Origin of the sequence: Alteromonas ulvae (assembly GCF_048987005.1) — a bacterium.
Taxonomy (GTDB): Bacteria; Pseudomonadota; Gammaproteobacteria; order Enterobacterales; family Alteromonadaceae; genus Alteromonas.
In genome coordinates this window covers 1,029,905-1,047,942 of record NZ_CP185261.1, presented here as the reverse complement: position 1 = coordinate 1,047,942, position 18,038 = coordinate 1,029,905, and the positions used below count along the sequence as shown (strand labels likewise).

General features: G+C 44.8%; 12 protein-coding genes. 8 read left to right on the top strand and 4 right to left on the bottom strand.

The annotated features are described in order from the left end of the window. Nucleotides 1-257 precede the first annotated feature (257 nt). Together ACOJR9_RS04575 and ACOJR9_RS04570 are read left to right on the top strand one after the other, a co-directional pair. Entirely contained in the window at nt 258-2,894 is a 2,637-nt protein-coding gene (locus tag ACOJR9_RS04575) for a flagellar hook-length control protein FliK (RefSeq protein ID WP_420935190.1), read from the top strand. Nucleotides 2,895-3,009: 115 nt separating this feature from the next. Further along, on the top strand, nt 3,010-3,333 hold the full coding sequence (locus tag ACOJR9_RS04570) for an EscU/YscU/HrcU family type III secretion system export apparatus switch protein (RefSeq protein WP_420935189.1): 324 nt from the start codon (nt 3,010-3,012) through the stop codon (nt 3,331-3,333). A 134-nt stretch (nt 3,334-3,467) separates the two neighbouring features. On the opposite strand, the gene ACOJR9_RS04565 is transcribed toward ACOJR9_RS04570, so the two are convergent. From ACOJR9_RS04565 to ACOJR9_RS04550, 4 genes are all read right to left on the bottom strand, one after another. Then, nucleotides 3,468-4,676 carry an ABC transporter permease subunit gene (locus ACOJR9_RS04565; RefSeq protein WP_420935188.1) on the bottom strand — a complete coding sequence of 403 codons (1,209 nt, stop codon included), beginning with the start codon at nt 4,674-4,676 and terminating at the stop codon, nt 3,468-3,470. Further along, the gene (locus ACOJR9_RS04560) at nt 4,660-5,466 is read right to left on the bottom strand and encodes an ATP-binding cassette domain-containing protein (RefSeq protein ID WP_420935187.1); all 807 of its coding nucleotides are present in this window, start codon (nt 5,464-5,466) and stop codon (nt 4,660-4,662) included. The genes ACOJR9_RS04565 and ACOJR9_RS04560 overlap by 17 nt, the downstream gene beginning before the upstream one ends. 407 nt (nt 5,467-5,873) lie before the next feature. Beyond that, nucleotides 5,874-6,920, bottom strand: coding sequence for a recombinase RecA (gene recA / locus ACOJR9_RS04555; RefSeq protein WP_420935186.1), 1,047 nt, complete (start codon nt 6,918-6,920; stop codon nt 5,874-5,876). Nucleotides 6,921-7,431: 511 nt separating this feature from the next. Continuing rightward, the gene (locus ACOJR9_RS04550) at nt 7,432-7,971 is read right to left on the bottom strand and encodes a CinA family protein (protein WP_420935185.1); all 540 of its coding nucleotides are present in this window, start codon (nt 7,969-7,971) and stop codon (nt 7,432-7,434) included. Between the two features lie 115 nt (nt 7,972-8,086). On the opposite strand from ACOJR9_RS04550, the gene mutS reads away from it, so the two are divergent. From mutS to leuB, 6 genes are all read left to right on the top strand, one after another. After that, a complete protein-coding gene (gene mutS, locus ACOJR9_RS04545; protein ID WP_420936050.1) occupies nt 8,087-10,678 on the top strand; it encodes a DNA mismatch repair protein MutS in 2,592 nt (863 codons plus the stop codon). Nucleotides 10,679-10,870: 192 nt separating this feature from the next. Beyond that, complete coding sequence (locus tag ACOJR9_RS04540) at nt 10,871-12,502, top strand: CTP synthase (RefSeq protein ID WP_420935184.1); 1,632 nt, start codon at nt 10,871-10,873, stop codon at nt 12,500-12,502. 59 nt (nt 12,503-12,561) lie between these two features. Further along, the gene (gene eno, locus ACOJR9_RS04535) at nt 12,562-13,854 is read left to right on the top strand and encodes a phosphopyruvate hydratase (RefSeq protein ID WP_420935183.1); all 1,293 of its coding nucleotides are present in this window, start codon (nt 12,562-12,564) and stop codon (nt 13,852-13,854) included. A gap of 219 nt (nt 13,855-14,073) precedes the next feature. After that, entirely contained in the window at nt 14,074-14,871 is a 798-nt protein-coding gene (locus ACOJR9_RS04530) for a hypothetical protein (RefSeq protein WP_420935182.1), read from the top strand. Nucleotides 14,872-15,378: 507 nt separating this feature from the next. Next, nucleotides 15,379-16,938, top strand: coding sequence for a 2-isopropylmalate synthase (gene leuA, locus ACOJR9_RS04525; protein ID WP_420935181.1), 1,560 nt, complete (start codon nt 15,379-15,381; stop codon nt 16,936-16,938). Continuing rightward, entirely contained in the window at nt 16,939-18,036 is a 1,098-nt protein-coding gene (gene leuB / locus ACOJR9_RS04520) for a 3-isopropylmalate dehydrogenase (protein ID WP_420935180.1), read from the top strand. Nucleotides 18,037-18,038 lie beyond the last annotated feature (2 nt).

Sequence of the window (18,038 nt, the reverse complement as noted above, 5' to 3'; positions counted from 1 at the left end):
AATATCAATTAAATATGATTTACTTCAACAGTTTTCTTGTCTTTTTTAGTTACGATTTATTGTTTCCATCCCACGCTATCTACAACATTAACTGGGTTGTTCATATGCCTTTCAAAAAATGAGTGAGTTAGCGAATTAATCGGTGAGCTAATAACTGGTTTAACAGGCGGCTTTTAACCTGCTTTACTATAATAATCGATTGTGCCTTTATCAATTACTCAGCTAAGGAAAAACATGCTAAGGCCGATACCATTCACATGACGTCGCAACTTTCCAATATTCTCGCGAGTGTACTGAATACAACAGCACAATCTACAGGGCAATCCGGCGCTGCGAGCGGTGCTGGCAGTCAAAATACCAGTCCTGTCTCCGCTGATACAGGCCAGGCACCTACTCAACAAGGCGCTATGAATCAATCCCGGGGCAATCAGCTATCACGGGCGGTAGCAATTGATAACGCCGCTAAGGTAGTTGTTGCTCGGCTTCCAGATAATGTTTTGGCCCTAAGCACTCCCCAGTTAAAAGCGAATTTACGTGTCCCCGATACTGTTTCTCGCCAAGGAATACAGCAGCCTCAACTCATATCCCTCGGCTCTGGGACAAGTGCTTTTGGAGTAAATAGCTCTGGAGCGACGGCTTCTGGAATAAACAGCGCAGTACACGCTGCATTGACGTCTGTAGAGGTGACATCACAGAGCACGAGTATTCCTTTAGATAAGCAAGGTCAACTGTTTAAAGCAATCGCAGAAGCTTTAAAGAACGCTGAAGGAGCGGCCGTATCGCTTAGGGCACAAATCCATTCTGTTACCAGTAAAGAAGTAACCCTTGGTTTAGAGGGGGGTAAATCAATTCACTTGCCCTTGGCGCAATTAGACGCTAAGTCAATGGCATCACTTCAAAACCTTATTGGCAAAGGCGTTTCCATAAGCCTTAACAGAACGCAAAGTGGGAATATTGCGCTAACACTACACACTAGTTTAAGTAATATTGCCAACGAGTTAACGGGCAAAGGCTCTGCACAGCAGCGCACAAACTTAGACTCCCTATCATTAGGAAATATAAGTGCAAAATCGCAATACCAACTTATTGAGCAGGCACTTAAACAAGGCGGTGTGGCGATATCTCAAGAGCGCGGTATTCCTTCAGCGTTAAAGCAGTTTCTCCCTGGCTCGGCGTCGCTCTCTACCTCAAGTTTTGGCAACAACACCTTAAAAGCCGTAAGTCTACTTTCCTTAAATACAAAGGACGCAGCAAGCGCGACACTAAACGTTCACACTACAAAAAATAGCGTGCTAACCACATTTTCACTACCGGCTTCAGCTTCACTTTTAGTCAAGGACATATTGCCTGTATTGAGCACAGGGCAGCTGCGTAATGTAGATGTTAAAAGCCTGCCGATATCTCAACTTACTGGCATTGAAATATTAAAAGCTGGAAAAGGGGCAAGTTCACGGCTAGCACCTAATGCGTCATTACATAGCTCTCATAGTGTTAATCATGCTCACAGTGCCAGTATTAACACTTCACCCGAGTCCCTTAGCGGCAGTGATGTACATAACGCCATTCGCTCACTCTCCCGTGTTTTATTAAATCAGACTGGCAGCACCGCGAGTGCCCTTACAGCCCTAGTGTCCATTGTAGAGAATAGACCGAACACTAGCGCTCTTGGGCAAGTACAAGGTAATTCCATAGCGCAACAAGATGCGTCATCTGCACTGTCCAAACTTATACAGCAACTAAAAAGCATAGATGTTCGCTCGGCTTCGCCTTCGGCGCTAAACAAGCCACAGCTTGAAACAACGCAGGGATTGCCTGCACAAAAGGCACCTTCTACTCAGGTCGCAAATGCGGTGGAAAACACAGCGAACAGCCAATTGATCAAAGAAGCAAACGCAACAAAGCCCACACTGGGAGCCATTGCTCAAATGATAAAAGCTGAAGCAAAAAGCGCTTCGGTGGAGCTGTTTAATAATCTATTGCAGCAACTCTCAAATAACACCAGCAAGCAGCAAATAAGTGCTAGTGAACGAAACGCGCTAGTCAAAGAAATGACAAGTGCTTTAGCCGAGTCTGACGTAAAATCTACTGACGGTACTGGAAAGGACAAAGAGGTTAAAGACGCTAATTTAAAGACGGGTACGTCAGGGTCTGACTCGTCATTGCCTCAGCGTATTCAAACGCTGCTAAACAGCCCAGCACTTTTGGCAACGCCATCAACGCTCACCTCTCCTGTTGCGGTATCGAGTTTTGTACAAGGACTTGTTGCCCTTGTTCAACTCGCACTAGCGGGAAGAGCCCTGCAGCGACAGCCCAGTCTGAAGTCGCAAATAGATTCACCTGACTCTATTATCTCCAAAACCTTAGCAAGCGTGGGAAGTAACACTCAGCCAAGCAGAGTTAGCCAAGATGTAAACCAGTTAGATGGCCGTCAGCAGCTGTTAGCTCAATTAAAAACATTGCTTGCCAATCATCAGCAAAGCAAAGTGACTCAAGCAGATTCACGTATTCAAGGTCAAGATGCTTTTTATTACGTGCTGCCCACGCTGTCTCAACACAGCACGCCACCGGAACTGCTCATTTATCGAGAAAAGCATAAACAGCATCAACAACAAGAAAATAGTGCGCAGCGGGGGCTATGGAACGTCACTATGAAATTGGATATTGGCGATACCGGGCAGGTACTTGCTAAATCAAAAATAGATAAAGAGTCAATAACCCTCGACTTGTATGCGTCAAATGACGTTATTCTGGCAAGGATTGCAGATACACTGCCGTATTTAACCAAACGATTAGAAGGGCTGGGGCTTCATGTTGAAAATTCGAGTTTTCAACGCGGCCATATACCGGACACACTCAATAGCCGTCCACATCATATTTTTGAGACCAAAGTGTGAATGGTGTTTTGAATGCTTTTTTTGATAGCTTCTCTTTTTAGCGTTCCCCGTTGAAACGCTCTGTTGGGTCACGTTTGTTCAAGATAAGCGTAAAAATGGTAAATGAGTTATTGCGATGAGTTCAGATAAGCAAAACAAGGCTAAACGTGCCATAGGCCTCAAATACGAAGGAGGCGACAAAAAGAATACGCCCACAGTGGTGGCAAAGGGATATGGCGACCTTGCTGAGGCCATCATCGCTATGGCAGAAGAAACAGGAATACTAATTCATGAAGACCCTTATTTAAGTGAAGTCCTTGCCACACTTGATGTAGGCCAAGATATCCCAGAGTCCTTGTATTTTGTTATCGCAGAGCTGCTTGCCTACTCATACGTTCTTCAAGGAAAGATCCCACCGGGCTGGGAAGGTATTATCAAACGAATCGATTTTGAGGTATGAAACTTCCCCTTTGTGTTGACCGAATATATAGACTTCGAAAATATTCCACGCCATAAAAAAAGCGCCCCGTGTGGCTGGTAGGATTAACCACCTTCCATCCACACGGGGCGCTCTCGCTTATACCAGTACATTGGCTATCTAAATAGTACTTTTTCTTTGTTGAACCAATGAATACAGAACATGATAAGGCCTATTGCTATAACGGCTGTGGAAGTAAAAATACCGAACAGCGCAAAGTAATCCATAGTACCCTTAAACAATTCCTTCATCGCAAGAGCTACGTTAGTTAATGGTACCCACACCCACGCACCTTTTAGTTCTACACCGGGCATCATGGCAATCAGTACAGGAAAGATAACCACCATAATTAACGAACCCATATAGCTTTGTGCTTCTTTGAATGAGCGCGCGTAGATAGAAAGAGATAGCAAAATAGCTGCGAATACTGCCACCACAGGCACCAACATAAGAAATATCAGTACAAAATCCACAATGCCAATCATAGACATCACTTCGACGACAAATTCGATGGCCATACCTTGCGATAACACTATTCCCCACAGCGCCATGGACGATACGGTGATAAGGGCAGTGATGATCCCCGCGGCGCTTACCGTAAAGAATTTACCCAATACAAGTTTGTACCTGTCCATTGGTGAGATGAGTAATGTTTCCAGTGTACCTCTTTCTTTTTCCCCTGCTCCCAAATCAGCGGCCGGTGCCATTGCACCTTGTAAGCACAGTATGAAAATGAAATACGGAAGGAAGCCGCCAATACGCTCCCCCCACACTTCTCTATCATCAGCAATATTTTGCTTTTCAATTGAAATGGGTTTTAGCAGCGCCTCCTGCTGAGATTCATTTAAACCTAACTGCGTAAATGCGGAAAGCTGGTACTCATCCATATAGACATCGATAATTTCAGCTACCCGTCCATACACCTTATTGAGCCCAGCATCATTAAGATAAAGCGCAATTTTATGCTGTCCTGATATCAAAATGTCAGGGTTAAAGGTTTCAGGTATTACTAGCACGAAATCTAAGGTTTCGTTTTTAATCAGCGTTGCGTAGCCTTGTTTATCGGTAGCGGTGCCGTCAATAGCGACTTGCTCAAACTTATCCGAAGCTTGACTGAACGACTCAACAATATCTGGCGCATAAGCTTCACCAACAATGGCATATTTTAAAATTTCGTTTTCTGCCTTTTCAGCGGCATTACTCATAAAGAAAATGCCCACACCAAAGATCGCGGGGAACAGTAATAGCGGTAACAAGATCATAAAGATGATAGTTTTTCTATCCCGCAATAACTCTTTAAACTCCTTTTTAAAGATTAACCACATTGCTCTTCTCCTGTGATTCTGTTTCTAGTGTTTTAAGGAAACTCTTGTGCATTTGGCCATCAGACAGTGCACTGAACGCCGCTAATGAGTCATTAAATACCGTTTCACCTTGATTGATGACAGTGACTTTGTCACACAGCGTTTGCACTTCATCCAAATGGTGAGTAGAGAAAATAACGGGGGTGCCTTTATCTTTTAATCGCTGGATAAATTCCATTACGGTGCTGGTAGCCATAATATCTAAACCCGTGGTGGGCTCATCGAGCACAACAAGTGAAGGCTCGTGAATAACCGCTCTCGCTATTGATACTTTCTGCTTCATCCCAGATGAAAAATTTTCGGCTCGTCGCTCTAAGAAGCTCTGCATATCAAGTAAGTCTGCCATTTCTTCAATACGAGCATTAATCGTATTTTTCGATAATCCATGCAGTTCGCCGAAGTAACTGATATTTTCTCGACCAGTGAGTCGCCCATACAGACCAGTAGAACTCGATAGAAAACCGATTTTCTTGCGGGCAATATTCGGGTTAGCCAATATGTCTTGCCCATCTATAAATACGCTACCACTATCAGGACGAAGTGCAGTAGACAACATGCGAAGTGTTGTGGTTTTACCTGCACCGTTTGGACCTAACAAGCCAAGAACCTCACCACTTTGGCATGTAAATGACACCTCTCTTACAGATTGAAAATAACGCCCTTTTAAGCGCGGATCTTTTTTCTCTTGTTCGCTAAGCTTTTTTGGGTTTTCAACCTCAAAGCGTTTAGCGAGACCGGTAATTTCAATCATGGAACTTCCCTCTTCTCTTTTGTTAGTAAACGGTTAGCTTCAACAATTCACGTATTCGCTAACCAGTAAAGTCCTGTCGTCCTTACAACAAGCACACCCAAATTCTTCGTGTTTTCTATTTTAAATAGGTAAGTTTGCGCAGACCTACGCTATCGACACACGTTCACAGCTCATAGTCTTTTTTTGTGATTAATTACAGCATTCCTCTTATTCTCACTTTTCACAAGGATTATGCCGACTAAAAATGTTAGTAAATATTTTTACTCAGTGGCAACTCAACGTTTAAATCGCGCCGTTAACCACCGTGCAGACACAAAAAACCGCCATTACGGCGGTTATTAAACTACTTTTTTTAGTTTTTTACAGTAGCCAACGGTATGCTGATAGGCGGCTACTACTAAATCTGTTTAAAATTCTTCGCTCACATTTTTGTCTTTATCTTTGTCTTTGTCTTCAGCAAGCTTGCTCGGCAGTAGCATCTCTCGTAGCTTAGCTTCTATCTCATTCGATACCGTAGGATTGTCTTTCAAAAATTGCATACTGTTTGCTTTACCTTGGCCTATGCGATCAGTGTTATAGCTATACCATGCTCCGGCTTTATCAATGAGCTTATGCTTAACGCCTAGGTCGATTAACTCGCCATGCTTAGAAATACCTTCGCCATATCGAATAATAAATTCAGCCTGTTTAAATGGAGGCGCAATTTTGTTCTTAACCACTTTAACGCGAGTTTCGTTACCAACAACCTCATCGCCTTCTTTTACTGAACCAATTCTTCTAATGTCCAAGCGTACAGACGCATAGAATTTAAGTGCGTTACCACCTGTTGTAGTTTCAGGGCTTCCGAACATTACACCAATTTTCATACGAATTTGGTTGATGAAAATCATCATTGTATTCGAGCGCTTCAAATTACCCGTAATTTTACGCATACTTTGAGACATCATTCTCGCGGCAAGACCAACGTGTGAATCACCGATATCACCTTCGATTTCAGCACGCGGTGTTAGCGCCGCCACGGAGTCGACAACAATAACGTCAACCGCACCAGAGCGTGTCAACATGTCACAAATTTCAAGCGCTTGCTCGCCCGTATCAGGTTGCGATACTAATAACTCGTTAATGTTAACGCCAAGTTTTTCAGCGTAAATAGGGTCTAGCGCGTGTTCCGCATCCACGAACGCACAGGTCTTGCCTTGGCGCTGCGCTTCGGCAATAACTTCTAACGTTAAGGTTGTTTTCCCTGACGATTCTGGCCCGTAAATTTCAACAATTCGACCCAGAGGTAAACCACCAGCACCAAGCGCAATGTCTAGCCCAAGGGATCCGGTAGAAATCGTTTCCACATCCATTGTCTTGTTTTCGCCCAACTTCATAATTGAGCCTTTCCCAAATTGTTTTTCAATTTGGGAAAGCGCTGCATCTAACGCTTTGCTTCTATTTTGATCTGTCATCTTAACTATGCCTATGCTTATCTTTTGCGCATCACATTGCGTTTATTATCAACAAAAGTTGGAACATGAATGTGAATAAAAATGAAAATATAAGGATATTTTATTGCGTTCCTTATATTTTAACTTTCAAAACATCTTACAGCTTGTGATTCTCGCTTTGCTTACTACTTGTTTGCGCTGTTATTCGTTTACTTTGTTATTAATCTGCTCAGCTGCTTATCTGCCCAGCTGTTTATTTGCTCAGCTGCTTATCTGCCCAGCTGTTTATTTGCTCAGCTGTTTATTTGCCCAGCTATTTATCAGCCAGCAGCTTAACTATCTCAGGCTGCCTTGGGTTCATCCACAGTAAATACCAAACCATTACGACAACACCGTTTGTCAATATTAAAACGCTAGAAAAACAAACCACCTCTACATCCTAACAATTTCTGCATGCATTCTATACTGTACAAGCATACAGTTTCAACCAGTGTTTTGATTATTTTTTTCAACTCGGCCTAAGGTGTGTTGCTTAACTAGTACTAAGCACTTTCAGCACATAGTTAATTGCAAAGGCTACCGCTTCACCACGTACTTCATCCCTGTTGCCACTAAACACTTGCTTAACTTGAAAAGCATCATCACCACAAATGAAACCAAACCACACAGTACCTACAGGTTTGCTGTCAGTACCGCCACCAGGCCCAGCAATACCGCTAACCGTAACCACCACGTTTGCTCCGCATCGTTTTTGCACCCCAAGCGCCATCTCAGTTACCGTCTGCTGCGATACAGCCCCGTGTACTTCAAGGGTTTCAGTGTTTACGGACAGTTCCTGTGTTTTAGCCTTGTTAGAATAGGTTACCCAAGACTGATTAAACCAATCTGAACTGCCTGCAACGCTGGTAAACGCAAAAGCAATACCGCCGCCGGTACACGATTCAGCAGTAGATGCTGTCCACCCTTTTTGGCGTAACACATCACCAATGGCCATTACTTGGGTACTTAACGCACTATCAAGCATTAAGGGTATGGCGTTCGGCTTAGAAACCGTTGAAAATGGTGTGGTCATATCAATCTACCTTCAGTGCTTTTTGTTGCACAGAGTTTATCATTTATTTGTTACCATACGCACTAACACCATAAACCTATCTATCGAGGCCGTTTTTTTGGAATCACATACTCCTATGATGCGCCAGTACCTTACGATTAAGGCGCAGCATCCGAATATTCTCTTGTTCTATCGCATGGGCGATTTTTACGAATTGTTTTTTGATGATGCCAAAAAAGCTGCAGACCTTCTCGATATATCATTGACGGCTCGGGGCAAGTCTGGGGGCGATCCCATCCCAATGGCTGGCGTACCTTATCACGCGGTAGAAAGCTATTTGTCCCGATTAGTTAAAATGGGTGAATCGGTGGCAATTTGTGAACAGATAGGCGACCCCGCAACAAGCAAAGGCCCAGTGGAGCGCCAAGTTCAGCGTATTATCACACCTGGCACTGTCACCGACGAAGCGCTTCTAGAAGAGCGCCGAGATAATATATTAGCCGCCGTGTGTGGTCACACAATACATTACGGTTTAGCCACGCTGGATGTGACTAGCGGACGATTTGTGGTGTTTGAATGCGATAATGATGAGAACTTGCTCGCCGAGATTCAACGAGTCAACCCTGCTGAATTACTCTACCCAGAGGGATTTGAGCATGTATCGCTAATAGAAAACAGGAAAGGGTTACGACGTCGTCCTGAGTGGGAGTTTGACATTGATACCGCAGATGAGCAGCTGAATCTGCAGTTTAAGACCAAGACCCTTGATGGTTTTGGCCTTAAAGGCATAACCAAAGGATTAGGCGCTGCTGGCTGTGTGTTGCAATACGTAAAGGACACCCAGCGAACCGCCCTTCCCCATATCAGGCAAATTCAAACCGAACAGCAAGACAGCCGCGTTCAGTTAGACGCAGCAACAAGGCGTAATTTAGAGCTCACTCATAACTTATCAGGCGGTCAAGAAAACACGCTTTTTAGTGTGATGGACACCACAACAACGGCCATGGGTAGCCGTATGTTGCAACGTGTTATTCACTCTCCTATAACCGATCAACATGAGCTTCAGAGTCGATTAGACGCAGTAGAAGCCTTTATTGACGATAACCCTGATGATATACGCAGTGCCCTAAAACACATTGGCGACATTGAACGTATTATGGCACGCTTAGCCCTTCGCTCTGCGCGACCTCGTGATTTTGCCAGATTAAAAAACGCGTTTAACGCCTTGCCCGATTTACACGACGCATTATCGCGCTTCGAAACGGGGCAAATAAAGCAAATCAGTCAAACCGTCGGTACTTATCCCGAGCTGCAAACACTGCTTAATCACGCCATTATTGATAACCCGCCTGTTATTATCCGAGAAGGTGGCGTAATAGCGCCTGGCTACAACGAAGAATTAGACGAATTGCGAGCCCTCTCTCAGGGTGCTACCGACTATCTTGATGCAATGGAACGCCGAGAAAGAGAGCGCACTGGCATTTCCACCCTAAAGGTGGGCTATAACCGAGTACATGGCTTTTTTATAGAAATTAGCCGCGCCAACAGCGCAAATGCACCAGCGGAGTATATCCGTCGCCAAACGCTTAAAAATACCGAACGCTTTATTACCCCAGAATTAAAAGAGCACGAAGACAAGGTGCTTAGCAGTCAAGGCGCGGCGCTTGCACTTGAGAAAAAGCTGTACGAAGCACTATTTGATGCGTTTACGCCGCACTTAAATAACCTAATAGACAGTGCCGCGGCGCTAGCAAAACTCGATATTTTGTGTTGTTTCGCCGAACGGGCAATTGCTTTGGATTGGCACAGGCCAAGGCTCAGTAACGAGTGTGCACTTACTTACGAGGAAGGGCGTCATCCTGTTGTAGAAAATGTAATGAAAGCACCATTCATCGCCAATCCGCTTCAGCTAGATAGCTCACGGCGCATGCTAATAATTACTGGCCCGAACATGGGTGGTAAATCTACTTACATGCGTCAAACAGCGCTTATTGCTCTGCTAGCGTGCATAGGTAGTTTCGTGCCAGCTCAGCAAGCGCATATAGGGAAATTAGATCGTATCTTCACCCGTATTGGTGCATCTGATGATCTTGCCTCTGGCCGCTCAACCTTTATGGTTGAAATGACAGAAACGGCCAATATTTTAAACAACGCTACAGAAAACTCCTTGGTGTTAATGGACGAAATTGGTCGCGGTACGAGTACCTACGACGGGCTTTCACTGGCGTGGGCATGCGCAAGTTACCTTGCCAAGCAGCTTAATGCCTATACCCTTTTTGCGACTCATTATTTCGAGCTTACCGAGCTGCCAGATACACAGCAAGGTGTTGTCAATGTGCATTTAGATGCTGTTGAGTTTGAAGATACTATTCGCTTTATGCATACGGTTTCAGAAGGTGCAGCAAGCAAAAGTTTCGGGCTGCAGGTAGCGCAATTAGCCGGCGTACCAAAAACCGTTATTCAAGCCGCTCGCCAAAAGCTCGCCGCGCTCGAATCTTCTCATATCATGACACAGGGGGAAGAGAGTGCGCCCGATAAGGCAGCAGGCACATCTAAAGCCACATCTGAGCCTGCATCAAAGGCAAAGCCAAAAGGCCAAGCAGAACTGCTGTTTCCAGATAAACCCAACCCTGCTGTCGATGCTCTAGCTAACATATCTCCCGATGAACTCTCTCCGCGGCAAGCGCTCGACCTTATATACACCTTAAAGCGCTTAAGTCAGTCTTAGCCGCAAGGCCAAGTTTAGGTCACAACTAGCCTAAACTTGGCGTAAATCTGGCGTAAATTTGCACATCATGTAGGCAAATAGATTGTCTGTTTACATGGTTTTGCGTATACTATCGCCCCGTCCAAAGTGTAGATGGTTTCTTTCTGAAATCGGCCTATATTTACCATACAACCCTAACGTTCTAGGTTTCGCATGACACATTATATTTTCGTCACTGGTGGTGTAGTTTCATCGCTTGGAAAAGGTATTGCAGCAGCATCTCTGGCCGCAATTCTTGAAGCTCGCGGTCTCACCGTTACCATGTTAAAACTCGACCCTTATATCAACGTCGATCCGGGCACAATGAGCCCTATACAGCATGGTGAAGTATTTGTTACCGATGACGGTGCAGAGACAGACCTTGATCTTGGTCACTACGAGCGCTTTATTCGCACCCGTATGACAAAACGCAACAACTTCACTACCGGCCGTGTTTACGAAGAAGTACTAAAACGTGAGCGTCGCGGCGATTACTTAGGCGCCACAATTCAGGTTATTCCACATATTACCAACGAAATTAAACGCCGCGTAATCGAAGGTGCTGAAGGTCATGATGTTGCTATTGTAGAAGTGGGCGGAACCGTAGGTGACATAGAGTCACAACCTTTCTTAGAAGCCATTCGCCAACTAGGTACTGAAGTGGGTCGCGAGCGTGCTATGTACATGCACTTAACACTTGTGCCTTATATGCCAGCGTCGGGTGAAGTGAAAACAAAACCCACTCAGCACTCGGTTAAAGAATTGCGCTCAATTGGTATTCAACCCGATATTCTTGTGTGTCGTTCTGTAGGTGCATTACCTACCAGCGAACGCTCTAAAATTGCGCTTTTCACCAACGTAGCAGACAAAGCGGTTATCTCGTTAAAAGATGTGGATAGTATTTACCGCATTCCAGCGGCGCTTAAAGCACAAGGCATGGACCAGCTTGTTGTCAACCGCTTTGGGTTTGATTGCCCAGAAGCCGATTTAGTTGAGTGGGAACAAGTACTTTACGCAGAGTCCAACCCAACTGCCGAAGTGAATATAGGCATGATCGGTAAGTATGTTGAATTACCCGATGCTTATAAGTCGGTAAACGAAGCATTAAAACATGCAGGCCTTAAAAATAGACTGACAGTCAACATTCACCATATCGACTCTCAAGATGTGGAGAGTAAAGGCACGCAAATACTTGAAAAGCTAGACGCTATCCTAGTGCCCGGCGGTTTTGGTGAACGCGGCATCGAAGGTAAAATTGCAGCAGCTCGCTACGCCCGAGAAAATAGAGTTCCATATTTAGGTATTTGCCTTGGGATGCAGGTTGCACTTATTGAGTTTGCTCGAAACGTTGCAGGCATGGCCAATGCCAACAGTACTGAATTCGACCCTGAAACTGCATATCCTGTAGTAGGTTTAATCACGGAGTGGTTAGATGCAGCAGGCACAACCGAAACACGCACTGAATCATCTGATCTTGGCGGTACCATGCGATTGGGTAGCCAGCTTTGCCATTTAATTGAAGGCACTAAAGTGCATGAGATGTATGGCAATGTGGAAATCTACGAGCGCCACCGCCACCGCTACGAAGTGAACAACAACTTACGCGATGAAATTGAAGCCGCAGGCCTTAAAGTAAGTGGTTTGTCCACTGATAAACGACTTGTAGAAGTTATCGAAATACCTGACCATCCTTGGTTTATCGCTGGTCAGTTCCACCCTGAATTCACTTCAACACCTCGCGATGGTCACCCATTGTTTACGGGGTTTGTTGAAGCCGCGGGTAAATATCAAAAAGAAAATCACTAGTTTCTAATAAAGGGAACGCTTTCCCGTTGCGTTCCCACATCAATTGTTGAGGAAATAACATGGCGAAAATTAGTCGCATCATCGGACGTGAAATCTTAGATTCACGCGGTAATCCAACAGTAGAAGCAGACGTTTATTTAGAGTCTGGCGTTATGGGTCGTGCTGCTGCACCCTCTGGTGCATCTACTGGTAGCCGCGAAGCATTAGAACTGCGTGACGGCGACAAGTCTCGTTACCTTGGTAAAGGTGTAACCAAAGCAGTAGCGGCGATTAACGACGCCATTGCTCCAGCGCTCTTAGGCAAAGACGCACTAGCACAGTCTGATATCGATCAGGTGATGATTGACCTAGACGGCACTGAAAACAAAGAAACCCTTGGCGCTAACGCTATTTTGGCTGTGTCTCTTGCAGTAGCAAAAGCAGCTGCGCTTGAAAAGGGCGTGGCACTTTACGAGCACATCGCTGACTTAAACGGTACGTCTGGTCAATATTCGATGCCAGTACCTATGATGAACATCATCAACGGTGGTGAGCACGCAGATAACAACGTTGATATTCAAGAATTCATGGTTCAGCCAGTTGGCGCGAAAAGCTTTAAAGAAGCATTGCGTATGGGTGCTGAAATTTTCCACGCACTTAAGAAGGTACTTTCAGCGAAAGGCCTTAACACGGCAGTGGGTGATGAAGGTGGTTTTGCTCCTAACCTTAGCTCGAACGCTGAAGCGCTTGCGGTTATCGTACAAGCCGTTGAAGACGCTGGCTACAAAATGAACGAAGACATTACCCTTGCACTAGATTGTGCCGCATCTGAATTCTACAAAGACGGCAAGTATGTATTGTCTGGTGAAGACAAAAGTTTTGATTCAGAAGCGTTTGGCGACTATTTAGCTGATCTTTCTGCACAATACCCTATTGTATCGATTGAAGATGGCTTAGACGAGAGTGACTGGGACGGCTGGGCAAGCTTAACGAAGAAAATTGGTGATAAAGTACAGCTTGTTGGTGATGACTTGTTCGTCACTAACACTAAAATTCTTAAGCGCGGTATCGATAACGGTATTGGTAACTCAATCCTTATCAAGTTCAACCAAATTGGTTCACTTACAGAAACACTTAATGCAATTAAAATGGCGAAAGACGCTGGCTTTACTGCCGTTATCTCTCACCGTTCTGGCGAAACTGAAGACGCGACCATTGCTGATTTAGCGGTAGGTACTGCAGCAGGTCAAATCAAAACTGGCTCTCTTTGCCGTTCTGACCGTGTCGCTAAGTACAACCAACTTCTTCGCATTGAAGAAGCACTTGGTAGTGCAGCAACGTATAATGGCCTTTCTGAAATTAAAGGTCAGTAATAGCAGCCTCATCCAACTGAGCAGAGTTAGTTAATAACTACCTCTTATAAGGCGTTAGCCGCTTTGAGCGCTAGCGCCTTTTTTATTTCTGGCCCCCCTCAATGGTGGTGAGCGAGTGTCTCATTGCATTTCCTTAAGTAAGTTTCCAAACCACTCAACTGAAATGTCTGCACAAAAACTAGCGAGTATTCCCCATTCTTGATACGGTTAGCGCAAAGTTTGCCTAGACGCGATATTAACGTGAGCAGAAACAATCATCCGCCAATAACACAATCAGGTTTTTTTAACGACTTAGGTGAGCTAGGTGGTAATCACGCACAGTTTTCTGAAGTGTGTACGGCGCTATACGAAAGAGAGCTTTTGTTTATAGCGCACAGCGGGATAAGTAATGCATCTATTCTTAAACGCCGAATCGGTGGCTTACCCTATCATATTAAAAGCGTCGCTCGATATCTTGTCACCAACCCAACGCCTCTATCTACCGACAACTACAACGGAAGCTGGTACGCCAAGCAGCCGAAATCTGCTCCCCGTCCGCCGCAGGACACCAATACAACAGCGCAGTGGTTTAGAAAAAATGCCGATTACGGGTTAATCGTTCCCGTATTAATCAAAACTATAGAAGGTATTCACCTTGAATTAGACGCTATCGACAAAACAGCGTTAGTAGATAACTTAGTTCATTTAAACAAACACGGTTGGTTTACTATTGAGGGGGCCAGTCAGGAGACTCAGCAGAAAACAAGGCAAGTCATTAAATCAGGTGAAGGTTCTGATGACGCGTCACATCAAAGCTCGTATGAAAGTGCACTTAGTCATGAGCGAGCATACGCACTTGAAAATAACGGAGCCTTTGATAGCAAAATCCTTCTTAAACCAACGAAAACCACCATGGCGAGCGCCTGCTCAGGTCATGCTTGGAACTTCAAATCTCGAGTATCACCTCGTGCACTGTCTATTAGAGAAATGCGGCTATCTACTCAAATAAACTGGAAAAACTTTACCTTATTGAAATAAAGGACTTGTCTATGCCCTTTTTTCTTTTAAGGCGACATTAGCAATGCCCTACCACCACAAACATGAATAAAAATACAAAAATAATAAGTATTAATTCATTTAATAACTTCTCACTTGCAGTCAAAAATAGTACAAACATACTAACCATTTCAAAAGCCAGACTTATAATCTGCATTAGCAGTAATCAAACAGGCGTTTAACACATAAAACCAGAGAGCTCGCACCACCAAATAGGACGCACATCCTAATATGAGCGTTAGGATCAATTTTTTCATAAAAATTTAATCAATATGGTAAACAATGGTTGACGTTCAGGGCTCACATGGTTAAATTGTCGCTATCAATGTTGGTCAGCAAAGATTTTCGAAAAATGCGTATTCGTTTTCTTCTAATTACTCTACTCCTCAAGGCAGCCAGACTGCACGGGTAGATTGCGACCAGCGATTAATCACATAAAACCCGTGCACAGCACGGGTTTTTTTTTAACTATTCTATTGAGAGAGCGTCATGACAAATCAAGTGAAAATCTTTGATACCACATTGCGAGACGGTGAGCAGGCCTTGCCAGCAAGTCTAAGTGCCAAAGAGAAGTTACAGATTGCGCTGGCGCTTGAGCGACTAGGTGTAGATATTATTGAAGCTGGTTTCCCAGTGTCTTCACCAGGCGACTTCCAATCAGTACAGTTGATTGCCAAAGAAATCAAAAACTCAGTGATTTGCGGTCTATCCCGTGCTCTTCCTGGTGATATCGATGCATGCGGCCAAGCCCTTAGCGTAGCTGATCAGTTTAGAATACATACCTTTATTGCCACATCGGAAATACACGTTGGTGCGAAATTACGCAAATCTCATGACGATGTGGTAGATATGGCCGTGGCTGCGGTAAAGCATGCCCGCAAGTACACCGATGATGTGGAGTTTTCATGTGAAGACGCCGGTAGAACGCATATCGACTACCTGTGCCGTATGGTTGAGGCAGCTATTCACGCAGGCGCTACAACAGTCAATATTCCGGATACTGTTGGCTACACAACGCCCACTGAGTTCGGCGGTATTATTCAGCAGTTGTTCAATCGGGTTCCTAATATCGACAAAGCCATTATCTCTGTACATTGCCACAACGACTTGGGCCTAGCTGTTGCTAATTCATTGGCGGCAGTAGAGCAAGGCGCGCGTCAAGTGGAGTGCACTATCAATGGTATTGGTGAGCGTGCGGGTAATGCATCGCTAGAAGAAATTGCAATGATTTTGCAAACTCGAAAAGGGTTGTTAGGCCTAGACACCAATATTAATTCAACGGAAATTTCACGTACGTCTAAACTTGTCAGTCAGCTGTGTAATATGCCGGTGCAATCAAACAAAGCCATTGTTGGGGCCAACGCCTTTAGCCATTCGTCAGGTATTCATCAAGACGGTGTCTTAAAAGCGCAAAATACCTATGAAATTATGACGCCTGAGAGCGTGGGCATTAATAAGAACAACCTAAACCTAACCTCTCGTTCGGGTCGCCATGTTATCAAACATAGGCTTACTGAATTAGGTTACAAGCCTGAAGAATTTGATTTAGAGGCCGTATACGATGCATTTTTAAAGCTGGCTGATAAGAAAGGGCAGGTTTACGACTACGACCTTGAAGCATTGTTGTTTTTCGATAAGCAAAAGCACGACCAGGCGCACTATCAACTGCTTTACCTACAAGCCAATTCGGGCAGAGAGATCATCCCAAGCGCTACCGTAAAAATGAAAGTGGGCGAGCAAGAGATTACTCAGGCATGTACAGGTAATGGACCAGTAGATGCCGCATTTAAAGCGATAATCTCCATTCTAGGTCATGAAGACTTGGAAATTGTTGACTTTAAACTAGATTCAAAAGGCGAAGGTGCAGATGCGTTAGCGCAAGTGAGTGTTATCGCCACTTATAAAGATCGTCGATTCCACGGTATAGGTTTGGCCACAGATATCGTAGAAGCCGGTGTAAAAGCATTGATATTTGTACTGAACAATACTTATCTGGCCGACCAGATTGATCAGCAAAAGAATCAACAAGAACGCGTTGTAGGAGTGTAAATGAGCCAGTTTTCAATTGCCGTATTAGCCGGAGACGGTATCGGTCCAGAAGTTATGCAAGAGGCCAACAAGGTCTTAGATGCAGTAGAAAAGAAGTTTAGCATTACGTTAAATCGCACCGAGTTTCCTGTTGGTGGATTTGCTATCGATACCGAAGGCGAAGCCCTTCCAGCGAAAACCCTGTTAGGTTGTGAACAAGCAGACGCGATTTTATTTGGCAGCATAGGCGGGCCCAAATGGGATACGCTTCCACTTGAACAGCGTCCCGAACGCGCTGCACTACTTACGTTAAGAAGCCACTTTGATTTATTCAGTAATTTGCGCCCTGCTCGTATCTATCCTGGGCTTGAAGGTTTATCTCCACTTCGTGAAGACATTGCTAAATCAGGTGTAGATGTGTTGGTAGTGCGCGAACTTACCAGCGGCATTTATTTTGGCCAGCCCAAAGGTCGTGAGGGTGAAGGCGAGGAAGAATTTGCTTACGACACCATGCGCTACAGCAAACGGGAAATTCGCCGCATCGCTGTCGCAGCGTTCGAAGCGGCGCAAAAGCGTCGCGGAAAAGTCACCTCAGTCGATAAAGCCAATGTATTGGTTACCAGCAGATTGTGGCGTGAAGTGGCAGAAGAAGTGGCCAAAGACTTTCCTGATGTTGAGCTAGATCATATCTACATCGACAATGCCACCATGCAAATAATGAAAAATCCTGCACAGTTCGACGTGATGCTGTGTTCAAACTTATTTGGCGACATCGTATCTGATGAATGCGCTATGATGACGGGTTCAATGGGGCTTTTGCCTTCGGCAAGTATGAATGAAGACGGGTTTGGTTTATACGAGCCAGCTGGCGGCTCAGCGCCGGATATTGCAGGCCAAGGTATTGCAAATCCCATCGCGCAAATTTTATCGGCAGCCATGATGTTGCGATTCAGCATGAACTTAAACGACGCCGCAGATGCTATTGAAAAAGCCGTGGTCAACACGCTTGAGAAGGGCGTACTCACCGGCGAGCTGCTGCCAGAAGATAAAAGAGAGCAAGCTTCAAATACATCGCAAGTAGGCGATGAAATTGTTAAACAATTAATGGCGCAGGAGTAGAA